16 protein-coding genes and 1 pseudogene are annotated in these 17630 nt (G+C 65.9%); 9 read left to right on the forward strand and 8 right to left on the reverse strand.

Translation table 11 applies throughout. The annotated features are described in order from the left end of the window. Positions 1-56: 56 nt before the first annotated feature. Together AC2T4A_RS06495 and rpiA are read right to left on the reverse strand one after the other, a co-directional pair. On the reverse strand, positions 57-389 hold the full coding sequence (locus AC2T4A_RS06495) for a YegP family protein (RefSeq protein WP_486742932.1): 333 nt from the start codon (positions 387-389) through the stop codon (positions 57-59). A 90-nt stretch (positions 390-479) separates the two neighbouring features. Next, positions 480-1151, reverse strand: a complete 672-nt coding sequence (rpiA, locus tag AC2T4A_RS06500) for a ribose-5-phosphate isomerase RpiA (protein ID WP_088420080.1) — start codon at positions 1149-1151, stop codon at positions 480-482. Between the two features lie 202 nt (positions 1152-1353). Between rpiA and ilvA the strand changes: the two genes are divergently transcribed. From ilvA to AC2T4A_RS06520, 4 genes and pseudogenes are all read left to right on the forward strand, one after another. Continuing rightward, positions 1354-2868 carry a threonine ammonia-lyase, biosynthetic gene (ilvA, locus tag AC2T4A_RS06505; protein ID WP_416748935.1) on the forward strand — a complete coding sequence of 505 codons (1515 nt, stop codon included), beginning with the start codon at positions 1354-1356 and terminating at the stop codon, positions 2866-2868. Positions 2869-2937: 69 nt separating this feature from the next. Next, the gene (locus AC2T4A_RS06510; protein WP_486742933.1) at positions 2938-3405 is read left to right on the forward strand and encodes a DUF2269 domain-containing protein; all 468 of its coding nucleotides are present in this window, start codon (positions 2938-2940) and stop codon (positions 3403-3405) included. A gap of 77 nt (positions 3406-3482) precedes the next feature. Then, a pseudogene (locus AC2T4A_RS06515) lies at positions 3483-4747 on the forward strand (SDR family oxidoreductase). After that, positions 4744-5211 (forward strand): DUF2269 family protein, encoded by a 468-nt coding sequence (locus tag AC2T4A_RS06520; protein WP_486742934.1) that lies wholly within the window; start codon positions 4744-4746, stop codon positions 5209-5211. Before AC2T4A_RS06515 ends, AC2T4A_RS06520 begins: the two are co-directional and overlap by 4 nt. A gap of 4 nt (positions 5212-5215) precedes the next feature. On the opposite strand, the gene AC2T4A_RS06525 is transcribed toward AC2T4A_RS06520, so the two are convergent. Continuing rightward, the gene (locus AC2T4A_RS06525; protein ID WP_486742935.1) at positions 5216-5872 is read right to left on the reverse strand and encodes a histidinol-phosphatase; all 657 of its coding nucleotides are present in this window, start codon (positions 5870-5872) and stop codon (positions 5216-5218) included. 147 nt (positions 5873-6019) lie between these two features. Here AC2T4A_RS06525 and AC2T4A_RS06530 point away from each other — a divergent pair, with 147 nt between their 5' ends. The 3 genes from AC2T4A_RS06530 (at position 6020) to AC2T4A_RS06540 (ending at position 9921) form a co-directional block, all read left to right on the forward strand. Further along, a complete protein-coding gene (locus AC2T4A_RS06530) occupies positions 6020-6499 on the forward strand; it encodes an RNA pyrophosphohydrolase (protein WP_017520843.1) in 480 nt (159 codons plus the stop codon). A gap of 31 nt (positions 6500-6530) precedes the next feature. Continuing rightward, on the forward strand, positions 6531-8810 hold the full coding sequence (gene ptsP, locus AC2T4A_RS06535; RefSeq protein ID WP_416748946.1) for a phosphoenolpyruvate--protein phosphotransferase: 2280 nt from the start codon (positions 6531-6533) through the stop codon (positions 8808-8810). Between the two features lie 85 nt (positions 8811-8895). Continuing rightward, on the forward strand, positions 8896-9921 hold the full coding sequence (locus AC2T4A_RS06540; RefSeq protein ID WP_486742936.1) for a GGDEF domain-containing protein: 1026 nt from the start codon (positions 8896-8898) through the stop codon (positions 9919-9921). On the opposite strand, the gene AC2T4A_RS06545 is transcribed toward AC2T4A_RS06540, so the two are convergent. Then, a complete protein-coding gene (locus AC2T4A_RS06545) occupies positions 9918-10664 on the reverse strand; it encodes an NRDE family protein (RefSeq protein WP_486742937.1) in 747 nt (248 codons plus the stop codon). The genes AC2T4A_RS06540 and AC2T4A_RS06545 overlap by 4 nt on opposite strands. A gap of 114 nt (positions 10665-10778) precedes the next feature. On the opposite strand from AC2T4A_RS06545, the gene AC2T4A_RS06550 reads away from it, so the two are divergent. Together AC2T4A_RS06550 and lgt are read left to right on the forward strand one after the other, a co-directional pair. Then, positions 10779-11561: a sulfite exporter TauE/SafE family protein gene (locus tag AC2T4A_RS06550; protein ID WP_486742938.1), complete on the forward strand. Its 783-nt coding sequence runs from the start codon at positions 10779-10781 to the stop codon at positions 11559-11561. 20 nt (positions 11562-11581) lie between these two features. Further along, positions 11582-12382 (forward strand): prolipoprotein diacylglyceryl transferase, encoded by an 801-nt coding sequence (gene lgt, locus AC2T4A_RS06555; RefSeq protein WP_416748954.1) that lies wholly within the window; start codon positions 11582-11584, stop codon positions 12380-12382. Positions 12383-12691: 309 nt separating this feature from the next. Here lgt and AC2T4A_RS06560 read toward each other — a convergent pair whose 3' ends face one another. The 4 genes from AC2T4A_RS06560 to AC2T4A_RS06575 form a co-directional block, all read right to left on the reverse strand. Continuing rightward, positions 12692-13138 (reverse strand): NfeD family protein, encoded by a 447-nt coding sequence (locus AC2T4A_RS06560; protein ID WP_486742939.1) that lies wholly within the window; start codon positions 13136-13138, stop codon positions 12692-12694. After that, positions 13138-14064, reverse strand: a complete 927-nt coding sequence (locus tag AC2T4A_RS06565; RefSeq protein WP_416748958.1) for an SPFH domain-containing protein — start codon at positions 14062-14064, stop codon at positions 13138-13140. The genes AC2T4A_RS06560 and AC2T4A_RS06565 overlap by 1 nt, the downstream gene beginning before the upstream one ends. 138 nt (positions 14065-14202) lie before the next feature. After that, the gene (gene tfpB / locus AC2T4A_RS06570; protein WP_416748960.1) at positions 14203-15987 is read right to left on the reverse strand and encodes a type IV pilus assembly ATPase TfpB; all 1785 of its coding nucleotides are present in this window, start codon (positions 15985-15987) and stop codon (positions 14203-14205) included. Between the two features lie 150 nt (positions 15988-16137). Beyond that, complete coding sequence (locus AC2T4A_RS06575; RefSeq protein ID WP_486742940.1) at positions 16138-17502, reverse strand: CYTH domain-containing protein; 1365 nt, start codon at positions 17500-17502, stop codon at positions 16138-16140. Positions 17503-17630: the final 128 nt, after the last annotated feature.

Raw genomic sequence — 17630 nt, forward strand, 5'->3', positions numbered from 1 at the left:
ATAGAGCCGGCCGTGCGAAGCGGGTGCGCCGAGGCGCTCACCGAAACGGTGCGCTGTCAGGTGTCGTCGCTGATCGGCGCGTCTGACGCGTAGCGTTTGACCGCCGCCACGCCGGCCTCGGCGGTAGCCTTGCTGGCGTACATCTGGCTCTGTCCGACGACCTGGCCGTTGGTGGCCTTGAGTACGAAGTAATGCTTGCCGTTGGCGGCGACCTTGATCTCGAAGGCCCCTTCGCGCTGCGAGTTCTTGCGCACCGATTCGATGCCGTCTACGGCCGAGGTCTTGGCCTTGTACAGCTCGCTGGTCAGGACGATTTCGCCGTTGCTGGCGTGCAGATTGAAGTGGAACTGGCCATCACTGGCCTTTTTCAGATGGTACTTGGCGGCCATGCTGCATCTCCCTTTGGGATTAAGGTCATCCCAGCGTAGACGGCAGTGGGCGCTCTGGAAGGCGCCATCCGGCGGATGGCGCCTGGCGCGTCAGACCTTGAGGGTCTTCACCCCTTCGGCGGTGCCGAGCAGCAACAGGTCGGCCGGGCGCGCGGCGAACAGGCCGTTGGTGACCACGCCGACGATGTTGTTGATCGCTTCTTCCAGCTGCACCGGGCTGTCGATGCGCAGGTTGTGCACATCGAGGATGATGTTGCCGTTATCGGTCAGCACACCCTCGCGGTACACCGGGTCGCCGCCCAGCTTCACCAGTTGGCGGGCCACGTGGCTGCGGGCCATGGGGATGACTTCCACCGGCAGCGGGAAGCCGCCGAGGATCGGCACCAGTTTGCTGGCGTCGGCGATGCAGATGAACTGCTTGGCCACGGCCGCGACAATCTTCTCGCGGGTCAGCGCGGCGCCGCCGCCCTTGATCAGTTCCAGGCGCTCGTTGGTCTCGTCGGCGCCGTCCACATAGAACTCCAGTTCGCTGACGGTGTTCAGGTCGTAGACCGGGATGCCATGGCCCTTCAGGCGCTGGGCAGTGGCTTCGGAGCTGGCCACGGCGCCGTCGAACTCGGCCTTGTGCTTGGCCAGCAGGTCGATGAAGAAGTTGGCGGTGGAGCCGGTGCCCACGCCGACGATGCTCTTGCTGTCGAGGTGCGGAAGGATGTGGTCGACGGCGGCCTGGGCCACTGCCTGCTTGAGCTGATCCTGGTTCATGGCGAAGGGTCTTCTTACCTGGCTGGGCGCGAAAGCGCCGGGGAATAATCGAAAGGGCGGATTATAGCGGTCGATGGCGCGCCGGTGTTGCGCCGCCGGGCAACTGTTACGGTCATCTGCGCGCGGATTGTTCGGTGGCCCGCGCTGCGCCCGCTGGAGTAGACTCGCGGTTCCTCGAAAAGCCGCCGATATAGCCCTTCCGATGCTCGAACACTACGTCAAGAAGATCCTCACCTCGCGTGTCTACGACGTTGCCGTGGAAACGCCCCTGCAGCCCGCCCGCCAGCTCTCCGAGCGCCTGGGCAACCAGATTCTGCTGAAACGCGAAGACCTGCAGCCGGTGTTCTCCTTCAAGATTCGCGGCGCCTACAACAAGCTGGCGCAGCTGAGCCCGGAAGAACTCGCCCGTGGCGTCGTCACCGCCTCTGCCGGCAACCACGCCCAGGGTGTAGCGCTGGCCGCCCGCGAGCTGGGCATCAAGGCCACCATCGTGATGCCACGCACTACGCCAGAGCTGAAGGTCCAGGGCGTGCGCGCCCGTGGCGGCAAGGCCGTGCTGCACGGCGATGCCTTCCCCGATGCGCTGGCGCATTCGCTGAAGCTGGTGGAAGAGAAGGGCTACGTCTACATCCACCCCTATGACGATCCGGACGTGATCGCCGGCCAGGGCACCGTGGCGATGGAAATCCTTCGCCAGAATCCGGGCCGCATCGACGCGATCTTCGTGCCGGTCGGCGGCGGCGGCCTGATCGCCGGCATCGCTGCCTACGTCAAATACCTGCGTCCGGAGATCAAGATCATCGGCGTCGAGCCCGATGACTCCAATTGCCTGCAGGCCGCCATGGCTGCCGGCGAGCGCGTGGTGCTCGGCCAGGTCGGGCTGTTCGCCGACGGCGTGGCCGTGGCACAGATCGGCAAGCACAACTTCGAGCTGTGCAAGGACCATGTCGATGAAGTAATCACCGTCAGCACCGACGAGATCTGCGCGGCGATCAAGGACATCTACGACGACACCCGTTCGATCACCGAGCCGGCCGGCGCGCTGGCGGTGGCCGGGATCAAGCGGTACGTCGAGCGTGAAGGCGTGAAGGGCGAGACCCTGGTGGCCATCGACTCGGGCGCCAACATCAACTTCGACCGCTTGCGCCACGTGGCCGAGCGCGCGGAGCTGGGCGAGAAGCGCGAAGCGATCATCGCGGTGACCATCCCCGAGCGTCCGGGCAGCTTCAAGGCGTTCTGCGAGGCCATCGGCAAGCGCCAGATCACCGAGTTCAACTACCGCTACAACACCGACAGCGAAGCGCACATCTTCGTCGGCGTGCAGACGCACCCGGAGAACGACCCGCGCGCGGCGCTGGTGCAGCAACTGCAGGACCAGGGCTTCCCGGTGCTCGACCTGACCGACAACGAACTGGCCAAGCTGCACATTCGCCACATGGTCGGCGGCCATTCGCCGCGCGTCTCCGGCGAGCAGGTGTTCCGCTTCGAGTTCCCCGAGCGTCCCGGCGCGCTGTTCAACTTCCTCAACCGCCTGGGCGGGCGCTGGAACATCACCCTGTTCCACTACCGCAACCATGGCGCCGCCGACGGTCGCGTGGTCGCCGGCCTGCAAGTGCCGGAGGACGAGCGTCACCTGGTGGCGGCCGCGCTGGAAGAGATCGGCTACCCCTACTGGGACGAGACGGACAACCCGGCCTATCGCCTGTTCCTCGGCTGAGGATCAGGCAGAGGCGGCGCGACTGCTGCTAGGCTTGTCGGAACGCCGCCTTCTTCACAGGGAATTGAAATGGAAAGCCTGCAGACCTTCCGCATCTTCCACGGCATCGCCGCGGTGCTGCCGTTCCTGGCCATCATCGGCCTGGCCTGGTACGGCTGGCGCAGCTGGCGCGGTGGCGACGCCGGGGTGATCGCCAAGGCCCTGCAGCGCATCGGCCTGATCGGCTGGGTGCTGGTCGCCGGCAGCGTCGCCAGCCTGCCGGTTACCGGCTATCGCATGGTGCAGACCATCGGCTGGCCGCTGGGGCAGACCTGGCTGCTGGGCAGTGCCTGCCTGCTGATCGTCGCGACGATCTTCTGGCTACTCTTCACCACCCGCTTGTGGCGCATCCGCGACCTCGCGCTGGTGGCGCAAAGCAGCGGCGAACCGATCTCCGCCGGTGCGGCACGGCAGTGGAAGTTCGGCCTGGCCTTCTTCGCGCTGGCGCTGCTGTGCGTGGTCGCCATCCTGGTGCTGATGATCAGCAAACCGGTGTGATTCTGCACACTGGTTCCTGCGTCCGCTTCGATCTGTTCACGTAAGGTGGCGGATCGTCGGTTGATCGAAGTACGCCCATGAATGTTCTTCTGTTAGGCGCCCGGGGGTTCCTCGGTCGTCATCTGCTACCCGCGCTGCTCGCCGAAGGGCACCAGGTCTTCGCCTGCGCCCGCGCGATTCCTCGTGGCCCTGCACTGCCGGGCGTGCAGTGGCTGGCGCTGGATCTTGTCTCGCTGGCGGATGACCCCGGCGCCTTTGTCTGGCCGGCGCCGATTGATGTGGTGATCAATGCTACTGGCGTGCTCAGTGACGACATTGATGAGCTAGACAAGGTGCAGGCCCGTGGGCCACAGCAGCTGTTCGCCTTGGCCGCGCGCAATGGCGCGCGAATTCTGCAGCTTTCCGCACTGGGCGCAGGTGAGCATGCGGATATTCCCTTCCTGGTGAGCAAGGCCGTCGCCGACCAGGCGGCTCTGTCCCATACCCGTTCGGTCGTACTGCGGCCTTCGTTGGTGCTCGGCCCTGGCGGAGCCAGCAGTGGCTGGTTGGCGCAGTTGTCGAGATTGCCCTGGGTGCCGCTGCCTGATGCTGCGGCATGTCTGCAGCCATTGCATGTCCAGGATTTGGTGGGCGCCGTCCTCGCGTTGCTCGCCGCTGGCCGGAGCGCAGCCTCGCCCTGCCGTTGGTGGGGCCGCGCGCCATGACGCAGCGCGAGTTGCTGAATCTGCTTCGTAACGCGCAGGGGCTGCGTGCGCGTCGGCCCCCACGACTGCCCTGGTGGTGTGCACGCGGACTGTCTGCCCTGGGCGCAAGGCTGGGGTGGCGCATGTTCAGTCCGCAGTTGCTGCGCCTTGCCCGTCGGGACAACCTGGCCAGCGCCGACGAGCTGGCTGGTGCCTGTGGCTATCGGGCGGCACCGCTGGAGTCTCGGCTGCTGGGCTGGCCTGATGCGCGTGCCGCGCTGTTCGAAGGCTTGCGGCCGGTCTGGTTGGGCGTGCTCGCCGCCATCTGGATCGGGACCGCTGTCGTCTGCCTGGGCCCCGGTTTCGACTGGGGGCTGCGAATCATGAGCGAGTTCGGGGTGGACGGCTGGCCGGCTGTTCTGGCAGTCGTCGTCGGTGCGCTGTTCGATGGCATTCTGGGCATCGGCCTGCTGCTGCGCCGGTGGCGCCGGCCGGCCTTGTGCGGGCAGATCGCGCTGATGCTGGCGTACATGCTGCTGATCAGTTGGCGACTGCCGCATTACTGGTTCGACCCGTTCATGGCGGTGGGAAAGAACTTTGCGATCCTGATTGCCAATATCGGTCTGCTGGCCAGTGAACCCGACAAGGACGCCGCGTGAACCTCTACCTGCTGCTCAAGACCCTGCACATCCTGTCTTCCACGCTGCTGTTCGGCACCGGGCTGGGCTCGGCCTACTACAGCTGGCGCGCCTGGCGCAGCGGCAACCTGGAAGCGATCCGCATCACCTTCCGCCACCTGGTCACCGCCGACTGGCTGTTCATCGCCACCACGGCGGTCTTCCAGCCGTTGAGCGGCATCGCCATGGCGCACATGGCCGGCTGGCCGCTGGATTCGGGCTGGCTGCTGTGGAGTCTGGCGCTTTATGTGTTCGCGGGCGCCTGCTGGCTGCCGGTGGTCTGGCTGCAGATTCGCGTGCGGAACATGGCCGAGGCTGCGTACCGGGAAGGCACCGCATTGCCGCCGCGAGCCTTCCTCTATATGCGCTGGTGGTTCGCTCTGGGGTGGCCGGCGTTCCTGGCCTTCCTGGCGATCTTCTACCTGATGGTCAACAAGAGCTTCTGATGACTCAGTCGCGCAGGCTGATTACCGGCCAGCCGCGTTCGATAGCGGTGGCGCGCAGGGTGTCGTCGGGGTCGACGGCCACCGGGTTGGCGACCTGCTCGAGCAGCGGCAGGTCGTTGCGCGAGTCGCTGTAGAAGTAGGCGTCGTCCAGCGTCAGGCCGGTTTCTTCCAGCCAGCGGTTCAGGCGCGTCACCTTGCCGCCCTGGAAGCAGGGCACGCCACAGGTCTGGCCGGTATAGAGGCCATCCCGCATCTCGCACTCGGTGGCGATGAGGGTTTCCACGCCCAGGCGCTCGACGATGGGTGCGGTGATGAAGCGGTTGGTGGCGGTGATGATCACCAGCTTGTCGCCGGCGGCGCGGTGCTCGGCCAGCAGGGCCTCGCCCTTGGCCAGGATGATGGGCTCGATGACCTCTTCCATGAACTGGCGGTGCCAGGCGGCCAGTTGCGCCAGGTCGGTGCGGCCGAGAATGGCCTGGGTGAAGGCCTGGTAGGCGAGCACGTCGAGGGTGCCGGCGACATAGTCGGCATAGAAGGCATCGTTGCGCGCCTGGTACTCGCCAGCGTCCACCAGTCCCTTCTGGCACAGCCATTCGCCCCAGCTGTGGTCGCTGTCGCCGGCCAGGAGGGTGTTGTCGAGATCGAAGAGAGCCAGTCGCACGATGGATTACCGCCAGTTGCCAATACGGAAAAGTCGCCTAGAGTAACGGCTTTTGCCCACCCAGCACAGGACGCCGCAGCCCGCGTTGCCGCTGTCACAAGCTTTATGGAACAATGCGGGCACACGCGATTTCGAGGATGTACCGCCGTGATCGATCCCGATGGTTTTCGCCCCAATGTCGGCATCATCCTTTGCAACGATGTCGGACAGGTTCTGTGGGCACGGCGCATCAACCAGGAAGCCTGGCAATTTCCCCAGGGCGGCATCAACGCCCGCGAAACCCCTGAGGAAGCGCTGTACCGCGAACTGAACGAAGAAGTCGGCCTGGAAGAGCAGGACGTCAAGATCCTCGCCTGTACCCGGGGCTGGCTGCGTTACCGCCTGCCGCAACGCCTGGTGCGTACCAACAGCCAGCCGCTGTGCATCGGGCAGAAACAGAAGTGGTTCCTTCTGCGCCTGACCGGCGAGGAAAGCCGGGTGCGCATGGATGTCACCGGCAAGCCCGAATTCGACGGCTGGAAATGGGTGAGCTACTGGTACCCGCTGGGCCAGGTCGTGACCTTCAAACGCGAGGTCTACCGCCGGGCTCTGAAGGAATTGGCACCGCGCCTGCTGGCGCGCGACTAGCACGAAGTTCAAGGAGTTAGACCCCCACGCCATGCTCAACACGCTGCGTAAGATCGTCCAGGAAGTGAACTCCGCCAAGGACCTCAAGGCGGCGCTGGGCATCATCGTGCTGCGGGTCAAGGAGGCCATGGGCAGCCAGGTGTGCTCGGTCTACCTGCTCGACCCGGAGAGCAACCGCTTCGTGCTGATGGCCACCGAGGGCCTGAACAAGCGCTCCATTGGCAAGGTCAGCATGGCGCCCAACGAGGGTCTGGTCGGCCTGGTCGGCACCCGCGAGGAGCCGCTGAACCTCGAGAACGCCTCCGAACACCCCCGTTACCGCTACTTCGCCGAGACGGGCGAGGAACGCTACGCCTCCTTCCTCGGCGCGCCGATTATCCACCACCGCCGGGTGATGGGCGTTCTGGTCGTGCAGCAGAAGGAAAAGCGCCAGTTCGACGAGGGCGAGGAAGCCTTCCTCGTCACCATGAGCGCGCAGCTTGCCGGCGTTATCGCCCACGCCGAGGCCACCGGCTCGATCCGCGGCCTGGGCAAGATGGGCAAGGGCATCAGCGAAGCCAAGTTCGTTGGCGTCCCCGGCGCTCCCGGCGTGGCCGTGGGCAAGGCCGTGGTGGTGCTGCCGCCGGCTGATCTCGAAGTAGTCCCGGACAAACCCATCGACGACGTCGAGGCCGAGGTCGAGCGCTTCAAGCAGGCGCTGGAGTCGGTCCGCGAAGACATGCGCAACCTCTCCAGCAAGCTGGCTACCCAGCTGCGCAAGGAAGAGCGTGCGCTGTTCGACGTGTACCTGATGATGCTCGACGACGCCTCCATCGGCCTCGAAGTCAAACGCATCATCCGCACCGGCCAGTGGGCCCAGGGCGCCCTGCGCCAGGTGGTGATGGAGCATGTGCAGCGCTTCGAACTGATGGACGACGCCTACCTGCGCGAGCGGGCATCGGACGTGAAGGACATCGGCCGGCGCATTCTTGCCTACCTCCAGGAGGAGCGTAAGCAGTCGCTGACCTACCCCGACCAGACCATCATCGTCAGCGAGGAACTGTCGCCGGCGATGCTCGGCGAAGTGCCGGAGGGCAAGCTGGTGGGCCTGATCTCGGTACTCGGTTCGGGCAACTCCCACGTGGCCATTCTGGCGCGTGCCATGGGTATCCCGACCGTCATGGGCGCGGTCGATCTGCCGTACTCCAAGGTCGACGGCATCGACCTGATCGTCGACGGCTACCACGGCGAGATCTACACCAACCCGTCGCCGCAGCTGGTCAAGCAGTACGGCGAAGTGGTCGCCGAAGAGAAAGAGCTGAGCAAGGGCCTCGCCGCGCTGCGCGAACTGCCCTGCGAGACGCTGGACGGCCATCGCATGCCGCTGTGGGTCAACACCGGCCTGCTGGCGGACGTGGCGCGTGCCCAGGAGCGCGGCGCGGAGGGCGTTGGCCTGTACCGCACCGAAGTGCCGTTCATGATCAACGACCGCTTCCCCAGCGAGAAGGAACAGCTCGCCATCTACCGCGAGCAGCTCTCCGCCTTCCATCCGCTGCCGGTGACCATGCGTACCCTGGACATCGGCGGCGACAAGGCGCTGTCCTACTTCCCGATCAAGGAAGACAACCCCTTCCTCGGCTGGCGCGGCATCCGCGTCACGCTCGACCACCCGGAAATCTTCCTGGTGCAGACCCGCGCCATGCTCAAGGCCAGTGAAGGCCTGGACAACCTGCGCATCCTGCTGCCGATGATCTCCGGCACCCACGAGCTGGAAGAGGCGCTGCACCTGATCCACCGCGCCTGGGGCGAAGTGCGCGACGAAGGCGTCGACATCCCCATGCCACCGATCGGCATGATGGTGGAGATCCCCGCGGCCGTGTACCAGACCCGCGAGCTGGCGCGCCAGGTGGACTTCCTCTCGGTCGGCTCCAACGACCTGACCCAGTACCTGCTGGCGGTGGACCGCAACAACCCGCGCGTCGCCGACCTCTACGACTACCTGCACCCGGCCGTGCTGCAGGCGCTGAAGAAGGTGGTCGACGACTCCCACGCCGAAGGCAAGCCGGTGAGCATCTGCGGCGAAATGGCCGGCGACCCGGCGGCCGCCGTGCTGCTGATGGCCATGGGCTTCGATTCCCTGTCGATGAACGCCACCAACCTGCCCAAGGTGAAATGGCTGCTGCGCCAGATGACCCTGTCCAGGGCCCGCGAACTGCTCGGCCAACTGATGACCTTCGACAATCCGCAGGTTATCCACAGCTCGCTGCACCTAGCCCTGCGCAACCTGGGCCTGGGCCGCGTGATCAACCCGGCGGCCACCATCCAGGCCTGACGCCGACCAAAGCCGCCTCCCGGAGCCGTGCATTTCCGGGAGGATCGAAGACGACACGGCCGGAACACCGGCCAGGACGAAGCTTATGGAAGAGCTCGACGTCACCCCTTGCACGGAGGGCGATAGCAGCGCCCGCACCCTGCGCTATGCCCTGAGTATCGTCAGCGACGGCATCTGGGACTGGGACATCCGCACCAACCATGTCACCCGCAGCCCGAGCTGGTACGCCATGCTCGGCTACGACCCCGACAGCCTTCCGGAAAACGTTGCCACCTGGCACGAGATCATCCACCCCGAAGATTTCGGCCGGGTCATGTTCGCCTTCGATGCCTACGTGCAGGGTCGCAGCGGCGTCTACCGCGAGGAGTATCGCTGCCGCTGCCTGGACGGCAGCTACCTGTGGGTCAGCGATCATGGGCGTTTCTTCGAGTTCGACGGGAGCGGCAAGCCCACGCGGATGATCGGTGCACACCGCAACATCCACGAACGCAAGCTGGCGGAGCTGGCGCTGCAGGAGAAGAACCACGAACTGCACCAGCTCAACCTGAGCCTGGAGCTGCTGGTACACACCCGCACCGAAGCGTTGCGCCAAGCCAACCAGGCGTTGGCGGAACAGGCGGCCGTCGCCCTGCGCCTGTCAGAGATCGACCCGTTGACCCAGATCGCCAACCGGCGACGCTTCGAACAGCAACTGCATGCCGAGTGGCAGCGCTTGCAACGGCACCACCACGGCTGTGCGCTGATGATGTTCGACCTCGATCACTTCAAGCGCATCAACGACAGCCTCGGCCACCAGGCTGGCGACCGCGTGCTGGTGGCGGTCGCCGAAGTGGTGCGGCGGCGCCTGCGTGAAGAGGACTGCTTTGCCCGCTGGGGCGGCGAGGAATTCATCGTGCTGCTGCCGGAAACCACCTGCGAAGCGGCGCGGGAACTGGCCGAGCGCCTGCGCCTGAGCCTGCGCCGGGCAGATATCTCGCTACCCACGCAACTCACCGCCAGCTTCTCGGTTACCGCGATGCAGCCCGGCGAGGATCTGATGGCGCTGTTGCGTCGCCTCGACGACGGGCTCTACCGCGCCAAGGGCCAGCGCGACTGCATCGTTGTCTGCTAGACGATCAGGGAAACCTCGCCCAGACGCGCTCCGCTGGGGCCGAAGCTGTGCTCCAGGAACTCGCGGCGACCATCGGCGTGGACGATCAGCGCGGTGCTGGCGCGGGTGCCGTAGGTCGGGCTGGCGATGAATATGCTGGAAAGCAGGCGCTCCGTCGCCAGGCCGACGCCGGTGTCTGGCAGCTCCGCTTCGCTGGGCTGACGATTATCCGCCAGCAGCGCAACCAAGGAGCGGGTGTCTGGTTTCTCCAACGCTGTCACCAGGCCGTTGCGGGCGGCAAGCAGTTTTGGCCAGGGTGTGTCCAGCGCGGCGTTGGACAGACCGTGCACGCCCGGCGCCACCGCCACCGGCGGGCCGACGCGGGGATTGAAGTAGCAGAGCTGCGTGCGATCGCCCACCAGCAGATTGAAGCCGCTGTAGTCCGAGGTGCGGCGGGCCACCTGCTGCAGGTACTCCAGCGGCGATTGCCGGCCCTGCAGGAAGGCTGCCACCAGTTCGCCACGGGAGCGCGGGCCTGCCTGCTGGCCAGGGTCGCGCACGTTGGTCAGCGCGGCGAAGCGTCCGTCCGGCGCCACCCCCAGCCAGGTGCCGCCGGCCTCCAGGTCGCGGCCGGCGTAGAGGCCGGGATAATCCTCCCAGGCTGCCAGCGGCAGAGTCGGGCGGGCGTAGAACTCATCGCGGTTGGCCGCGACGATCAGGGGCGTGGCGTGTTCGGGACGCCAGGCGAAGACGATCAGGCACATGGGTCGAACTCCGTGGTGTGCCGGCAGTCTATCAACATCCGCCGATGTCCCGGAGTGGCTGGAGCGCCCGGGAGCCTTCGGCTACCATGCCCGCTTTGTTGCCCGAGGTTGCCCATGGAGTTCGTGCTCTACCTGGTGCTTGGCGCCTGCGCTGGCGTGCTCGCCGGCCTGTTCGGCGTCGGCGGCGGGTTGATCATCGTCCCGGCCCTGGTATTCAGTTTCACCGCCCATGGCTTCTCACCCGAGGTGCTGACCCAGATGGCGGTCGGCACGTCGCTGGCAACCATCATCTTCACCTCGATCAATTCGATCCTCGAACACCACCGCCGCGGCGCCGTACTCTGGCCGGTATTCGCCTGGATGACCGTTGGGATCCTGGTCGGCAGCGCGCTGGGCGCGGTCACCGCGTCGAAGATCCAGGGCCCGGTGCTGCAGAAGATCATCGGCACCTTCGCCATTCTGGTTTCGATCCAGATGGCGCTGGGTCTGCAGCCAAAGGGCGAGCGGGGACTGCCCGGGCGCTTCGGCCTGGGCGTGGCCGGAGGCGTGGTGGGCTGGGCATCGGCAATCTTTGGTATCGGCGGCGGCTCGCTGACCGTGCCTTTGCTGTCCTGGCGTGGCGTCTCCATGCAACAGGCAGTTGCGACTTCCTCGGCGTGCGGCCTGCCGATCGCCATCGCCGGCGCGATATCCTTCATCGTCGTCGGCTGGCACAACGAAAAGCTGCCGGAGATGAGCCTGGGCTTCGTCTACCTCCCGGCGCTGGTGGGCATTGCCGTTACCAGCATGTTCTTTGCCCGCATCGGGGCACGTCTGGCGCATCGGCTGCCGGCCAAGGTCCTGAAGCGTTTGTTTGCCCTGCTGTTGTTCAGCGTGGGCTTGAGTTTTCTGATCTGAGTTCCTGCTAGGAGAAGCGGATGTTGCCTTATCCACAGATCGACCCGGTTGCCTTGTCGCTCGGGCCGCTGAAAATCCACTGGTACGGCCTGATGTACCTGATCGGTATCGGCGGCGCCTGGCTGCTGGCGTCGCGCAAGCTGAAGGATTTCGATCCGACCTGGACCAAGGAGAAACTCTCCGACCTGGTCTTCTGGGTGGCGTGCGGCGTGGTGCTGGGCGGTCGCCTGGGCTACGTGCTGTTCTACAACCTGGACGAATACATCGCCAATCCGACGCTGATCTTCGAGGTCTGGAAGGGCGGCATGTCGTTCCACGGCGGGCTGATTGGCGTGATGCTGGCCACCTGGTGGTTCGGCAAGCGCAACAACAAGAGCTTCTTCCAGCTGATGGACCTGATCGCGCCGCTGGTGCCGATCGGCCTGGGCGCCGGGCGCATCGGCAACTTCATCAACGGCGAACTGTGGGGCAAGGTGACCGATGTGCCCTGGGCGATGATCTTCCCCACCGGCGGCCCGGAGCCGCGCCACCCGTCGCAGCTGTACCAGTTCGCGCTGGAAGGCGTGGCGCTGTTCGTCGTGCTCTGGCTGTTCACCCGCAAGCCGCGGCCGACCGCCTCGGTGTCCGGCCTGTTCGTGCTGTGCTACGGCATCTTCCGCTTCATCGTCGAGTTCGTCCGTGTGCCGGATGCCCAGCTGGGCTACCTGGCGTGGGGCTGGCTGACCATGGGGCAGGTGCTGTGCGTACCGATGGTGCTGGGCGGGATTGCGCTGATGGTCTGGGCCTATCGCCGCGCCCCGGCGCAGCCAGCGGCGAGCTGAGCATCGCCTGAATAAAAAAGCCCGCCAATTGGCGGGCTTTTTCATGGTTTTTGTAGGAGCGAGCTTGCTCGCGAACAGGTCCCGCGGCGGGGATTGGGTTCGCGAGCAAGCTCGCTCCTACAGTTAAAGCCGGGGGGCGGGGCGGCCAGCGCGTAGGGCGGATAACGTTCGACGTTATCCGCCGTTTGGCCTTGGTTTCAGGACATTCCGAGGTTGGCCCCACAACTTCGATGATGATCGTTGGATCGGCGTACAGCCGCTAGCGGCTGTACGCCCTACGGAAGGGCGCGTGGGCCGGTGGGGCGGTGCTCAGACGGGCTCGACGAGAAGCAGCACGCCCTCCTGTCCGGTCACGCGCACTGGCGCGCCCGCCGGCAGGTCCGGGCCGCTGACCAGCCACACGCTGTCGCCGACGCGAATCTTTCCGCGACCGCCGACGATGGCGTCATGCAGGGCGAACTGGCGGCCCACCAGCTCGCTGCCGCGACGGTTGAGGCTGGAAGGTTGCGCGGCGCGCCTGTTCAGGCGCTGGTGATTCCACCAGTACAACGCGGTGAGGATCGCCAGCACGCCGAAGGCCAGGCATTGCCAGACCCAGTCCAGCCCCGGCAGCAGGAACGACAGCACGCCAGTCAGTGCGGCGGCGATACCGATCCACAGCAGGTAGCCGCCGGCGCCGAAGATTTCCAGGATCAGCAGGACGATGCCCAGGCCCAGCCAGTCCCAGAAACCGAGGTTCTGGAGAAAGGCGGCCATCAGCTGCGCCCTTTGCTTTCGCCGAAGGTGGCCTTGACGATTTCGCCGATGCCGCCCACCGCGCCGATCACCTGGCTGGCCTCCAGCGGCATCAGCACGATCTTGCTGTTGTTGGAGCTGGCCAGCTGGCCGAGGGCGTCGACGTACTTCTGGGCGACGAAGTAGTTGATCGCCTGCACGTTGCCGCTGGCGATGGCCTCGGAGACCACCTGGGTCGCCTTGGCTTCAGCCTCGGCCTGGCGTTCGCGGGCTTCGGATTCGAGGAAGGCCGATTGGCGCAGGCCCTCGGCTTCAAGAATCTGTGCCTGCTTCTTGCCTTCGGCGGTGAGGATTTCCGCAGCGCGGCGGCCTTCGGCTTCGAGAATCTGCGCGCGCTTGAGGCGCTCGGCCTTCATCTGGCTGGCCATGGCTTCCACCAGGTCGGCCGGCGGGCTGATGTCCTTGATCTCGATGCGGGTGACCTTCAGGCCCCAGGGCGCGGTGGCCTCGTCGACGGTGCGCAGCAGGCGTTCGTTGATCGCGTCGCGCTGGCTGAGCATGTGGTCCAGCTCCATGGAGCCGAGCACGGTGCGGATGTTGGTCATGACCAGGTTGCGCACGGCGTTTTCCAGCCCGCTCACTTCATAGGCCGCCTGCGCCGCGTCGACCACCTGGAAGAAGCACACGGCGTCGATCTGCACGATGGCGTTGTCGGCGCTGATGGCTTCCTGCGGCGGTACGTCGAGCACGCGCTCCATCATGTTGATCTTCTGGCCGACGCGGTCCACCACCGGAATGATGAGGCTCAGGCCCGGCTTGAGGGTGACGGTGTAGCGGCCGAAGCGCTCGATGGTCCATTCGTAGCCCTGGGGCACGACTTTGAACCCCATCAGGACGATGACGATGGCGAGGATGACGAAGAGCAGGGCGACACTGCCGATTTCCATGCAAAGGACTCCTTGTCTGCTGGATGAAAGGTCTGGCGTGGATCGAGTGAGGCTCGAGTGTAACTGCCCGGCCAGACTGGCATGCAGGAAAGTGCAGCAGTCTGCGCCGGATATTTCCTGGTGTGCCTGACGGGCGGCTTACTTCTGCTCGCTTTGCGGAGTGACCCGCATGACTTCCTCGATGGTCGTCAGGCCCGCTGCGACCTTCTGCGCGCCGGAAAGGCGCAGGCTGCGCATGCCTTCCTTGAAGGCCTGGCGGCGCAGCGGAATGAGGTCGGTGTCGGCGGTGATCAGCTCCTTCAACGATTCGCTCAGCAGCATGATCTCGTACACGCCGGCGCGCCCGCGGTAGCCGGTGTCGCGGCACTCCAGGCAGCCGACGGCCTGGTGCGCGCCGGTGGGCAGCGGGGCGTTCCACGGGCGGGTGACTTCCTGCCAGTCCTCCTCGTGCAGCTCCATCGGTGCCTTGCAGTGCGGGCACAGGGTGCGCACCAGGCGCTGGGCCATGACGCCCAGTACGGTGGCGCGGATCAGGTAGTAGGGCACGCCCAGTTCCAGCAGGCGGGTGATGGCGGTGGGCGAGTCGTTGGTGTGCAGGGTGGAGAGCACCAGGTGGCCGGTGAGCGCGGCCTGGATCGCCATCTCGGCGGTCTCCAGGTCGCGGATTTCGCCGACCATGATGATGTCCGGGTCCTGGCGCAGCAGGGCGCGCACGCCGCTGGCGAAGGTCAGGTCGATGTTGTGCTGCACCTGCATCTGGTTGAACGAGGGCTCGATCATCTCGATCGGGTCCTCGATGGTGCAGAGGTTCACCTCGTCGGTCGCCAGTTGCTTGAGCGTGGTGTAGAGCGTGGTGGTCTTGCCCGACCCGGTGGGCCCGGTGACCAGGATGATACCGTTGGGCTGGCTGGTCATGCTCTCCCAGCGGCGCAGGTCATCGGGGGAGAAGCCGAGCTGGTCGAAGCTCTTGAGCAGCACCTCGGGGTCGAAGATCCGCATCACCATCTTCTCGCCGAAAGCGGTGGGCAGGGTCGAGAGCCGCAGCTCCACCTCGGCGCCGTCGGGGGTCTTGGTCTTCACCCGGCCGTCCTGCGGTTTGCGCTTTTCGGCGACGTTCATCCGGCCCAGGGTCTTCAGGCGGCTGACCACCGCCATGCTGACCTGCGGCGGGAACTGGTAGACGTTGTGCAGTACGCCGTCGATGCGGAAGCGCACCGTGCCCTGCTCGCGGCGCGGCTCGATGTGGATATCGCTGGCGCGCTGCTGGAAGGCGTACTGGAACAGCCAGTCGACGATGGTGACGATGTGCGCGTCGTTGGCATCGGGCTCCTGGTCGCTGGCGCCCAGGTTGAGCAATTGCTCGAAGTTGCCGATACCGCTGATCTTCTGGTCTTGCGAGCTGGCGCCGGTCACCGACTTGGCGAGGCGGTAGAACTCCACGGTGAAGCGCTGGATGTCCACCGGATTGGCCACTACGCGCTTGATCGGGCGCTTGAGCACGTGGGTGAGGTTGCTCTCCCAGGCGTGCACGAATGGCTGCGCGCTGGCGATGGTGACTTCATCCGGGGCCACCGCGACCGCGAGGATCAGATGGCGCTGGGCGAAGGCGTAGGACATCAGCGGGGTGACCGCGGCGACGTCGATCTTCAGCGGGTCGATGCGCAGGTAGGGCTGTCCGGAGAAGTCCGCCAGCCACCTTACCAGGGTATCCAGGTCCAGCTTGTGCCCCGGCCGCTGGCGGTCCGCGACCTGCTGCGCGGCGAGGAATTCCAGCGGGTGCTGCTGGTTCTTCACGGCGCTGCGGCGGATCGCCAGGCACTGCTCGGCGTCATCCTGGGCGACACGGCCCTGGGTGACCAGTTCGCGCAGGATGTCGCCCAGGTCGAGCGGACGGTCCTGGGCGGATGGGGCAAAGACGGACATCGGAACTCCTGTTGGTCGTGAAGAACGACGCCGCAGCGAAGATTCCTGTAGGAGCGAGCTTGCTCGCGAACCCGGCTTGGCACCGCGCCGGCTCTGTTCGCGAGCAAGCTCGCTCCTACAAAAAAGCCTGCACCGCGGTACGCGCGAAGCTTATTTCAAAAGCGCCTTCCACGGCTTGAGGGTCAGCACAGTATGGGCCTGGGCCGCGAGGGCATCCAGGCGCCCCTCGGCGTCGGGAGTGACGAGCAGCTCCTGCAGCTTGGCCAGTTCGCCATACAGGCGATCGGTTTCCGGCAGCTCCAGCACGCCGCGCGCCAGGCGCAGCCAGACCAGCATGCGTTGCAGGCGCGGCAGTTGGTCGGCGAGTACCTCGGGCAATTGCTGGGCACGTTGCAGCGGCATGGCCTGGGCCTCTTCGGCCAGGGTGCGCTGCAGCCACTTGCCGACGGCGGAGCCGCCCAGGCGGTTGGCGCGTTCATTGCGCTCAAGGGTCCAGGCCTTGCCCAGCAGCCAGCGCGAAGTGCTCAGGGAGAACTGACCCCAGCGCACGTTGGCCAGTTCCTCGAGGAAGATTGCCGGCATCTGCTGGCGCACGGCGTCGTCGTGGCGGCCCTGTTCGATGCGCGGTTGCCAGTCGGCGATCAGTGCGTCGAGGGCTGCGCGCAGCTCGCGGGTGCTGGCGCGCGGCACGGCCTGGCCGAGGCTGCCGAGCAGGGCGCGCAGGTCGACCAACTGTTGCAGCCAGCTTTCCAGCAGGCTCCAGTGGCCGTTGAAGCGGTACTGCTCGGCCAGACGCTGGCTGCTGCCCAGCAGCGCCCAGGACAGCGCGGCGAAGGCGCCGTCCAGCGGGGTTTCATGGAGCAGCTTCTGAGTGTCGGGCTGGATGCTGTAGCTGGCCGGGTCGAACAGGCGGTAGCCGCGCTCGGCCTTGCTGATGTCGCAGGGCATCAGCGCCAGGTCGGCGGCCAGCTCGATGGCAAGTTCCAGCAGCGCCTCTGGCTCGCCCTGGCGCAGTTCCAGTTCCAGCTCGCAGATTTCCTCCTGCTGCTTGCCGGCGACGACCTTGCCCAGGTCCAGGGCGGCCTCGATTACCACCTTGGCCTTGCCGCGACCCCAGGCGATCTCGGCGCGCTGGCGGGTGAAGTCGGTGCTGAAGATCGGCTTCAGGCTCTTCTTGTCCAGGTCGGCGAGGGCGGCCGGCCAGCACTGGTCGTCGAGTTTCTTCAGGTCGAGCTTGTTCTTCTCCAGGTACCAGTCCCACTCGTTGCGCTCGGACAGGCCGGCAACGCTCTGGCCGCGCGTCTTCAGGGTCTGGATGAACTGCTCGCCATCCTTGCGCATGCGCAGCGCCACGCGGGCGCGAGCCAGGTCGCGGGCGGGGGTGTCGTAGTACTGGTTGAACAGCTCGCGGGGCTCCCAGCCGGATTTGTTGCGCTTCTTCAGCGCTGGGTGATCGCGCAGGGCTTCGAGGGTCTCGCGGCTGACGCGCAATTTGATTTCGGTTTCTTTCTGCATGGCGGGGGTCCGGTTCAGAGCGGCCGCGCCCGTTTCCGAGCTTGTTGTACGAAGGACGGAACGACGGGCGCGAAAAAGACTTCAAAGTCATGCAGTTTACAGGACTTCGGCGTTCCTGCCGGGCGCCG

It is taken from the genome of Pseudomonas sp. PVC-3-1, from assembly GCF_057444315.1.

Bases quoted from the DNA above. Each gene is read 5' to 3' on its own strand.
- AC2T4A_RS06495 (WP_486742932.1), bottom strand. From the start codon at position 389: ATGGCCGCCAAGTACCATCTGAAAAAGGCCAGTGATGGCCAGTTCCAC.
- rpiA (WP_088420080.1), bottom strand. From the start codon at position 1,151: ATGAACCAGGATCAGCTCAAGCAGGCAGTGGCCCAGGCCGCCGTCGAC.
- ilvA (WP_416748935.1), top strand. From the start codon at position 1,354: ATGCTCGAACACTACGTCAAGAAGATCCTCACCTCGCGTGTCTACGAC.
- AC2T4A_RS06510 (WP_486742933.1), top strand. From the start codon at position 2,938: ATGGAAAGCCTGCAGACCTTCCGCATCTTCCACGGCATCGCCGCGGTG.
- ptsP (WP_416748946.1), top strand. From the start codon at position 6,531: ATGCTCAACACGCTGCGTAAGATCGTCCAGGAAGTGAACTCCGCCAAG.
- AC2T4A_RS06540 (WP_486742936.1), top strand. From the start codon at position 8,896: ATGGAAGAGCTCGACGTCACCCCTTGCACGGAGGGCGATAGCAGCGCC.
- AC2T4A_RS06545 (WP_486742937.1), bottom strand. From the start codon at position 10,664: ATGTGCCTGATCGTCTTCGCCTGGCGTCCCGAACACGCCACGCCCCTG.
- AC2T4A_RS06550 (WP_486742938.1), top strand. From the start codon at position 10,779: ATGGAGTTCGTGCTCTACCTGGTGCTTGGCGCCTGCGCTGGCGTGCTC.
- lgt (WP_416748954.1), top strand. From the start codon at position 11,582: ATGTTGCCTTATCCACAGATCGACCCGGTTGCCTTGTCGCTCGGGCCG.
- AC2T4A_RS06560 (WP_486742939.1), bottom strand. From the start codon at position 13,138: ATGGCCGCCTTTCTCCAGAACCTCGGTTTCTGGGACTGGCTGGGCCTG.
- AC2T4A_RS06565 (WP_416748958.1), bottom strand. From the start codon at position 14,064: ATGGAAATCGGCAGTGTCGCCCTGCTCTTCGTCATCCTCGCCATCGTC.
- tfpB (WP_416748960.1), bottom strand. From the start codon at position 15,987: ATGTCCGTCTTTGCCCCATCCGCCCAGGACCGTCCGCTCGACCTGGGC.
- AC2T4A_RS06575 (WP_486742940.1), bottom strand. From the start codon at position 17,502: ATGCAGAAAGAAACCGAAATCAAATTGCGCGTCAGCCGCGAGACCCTC.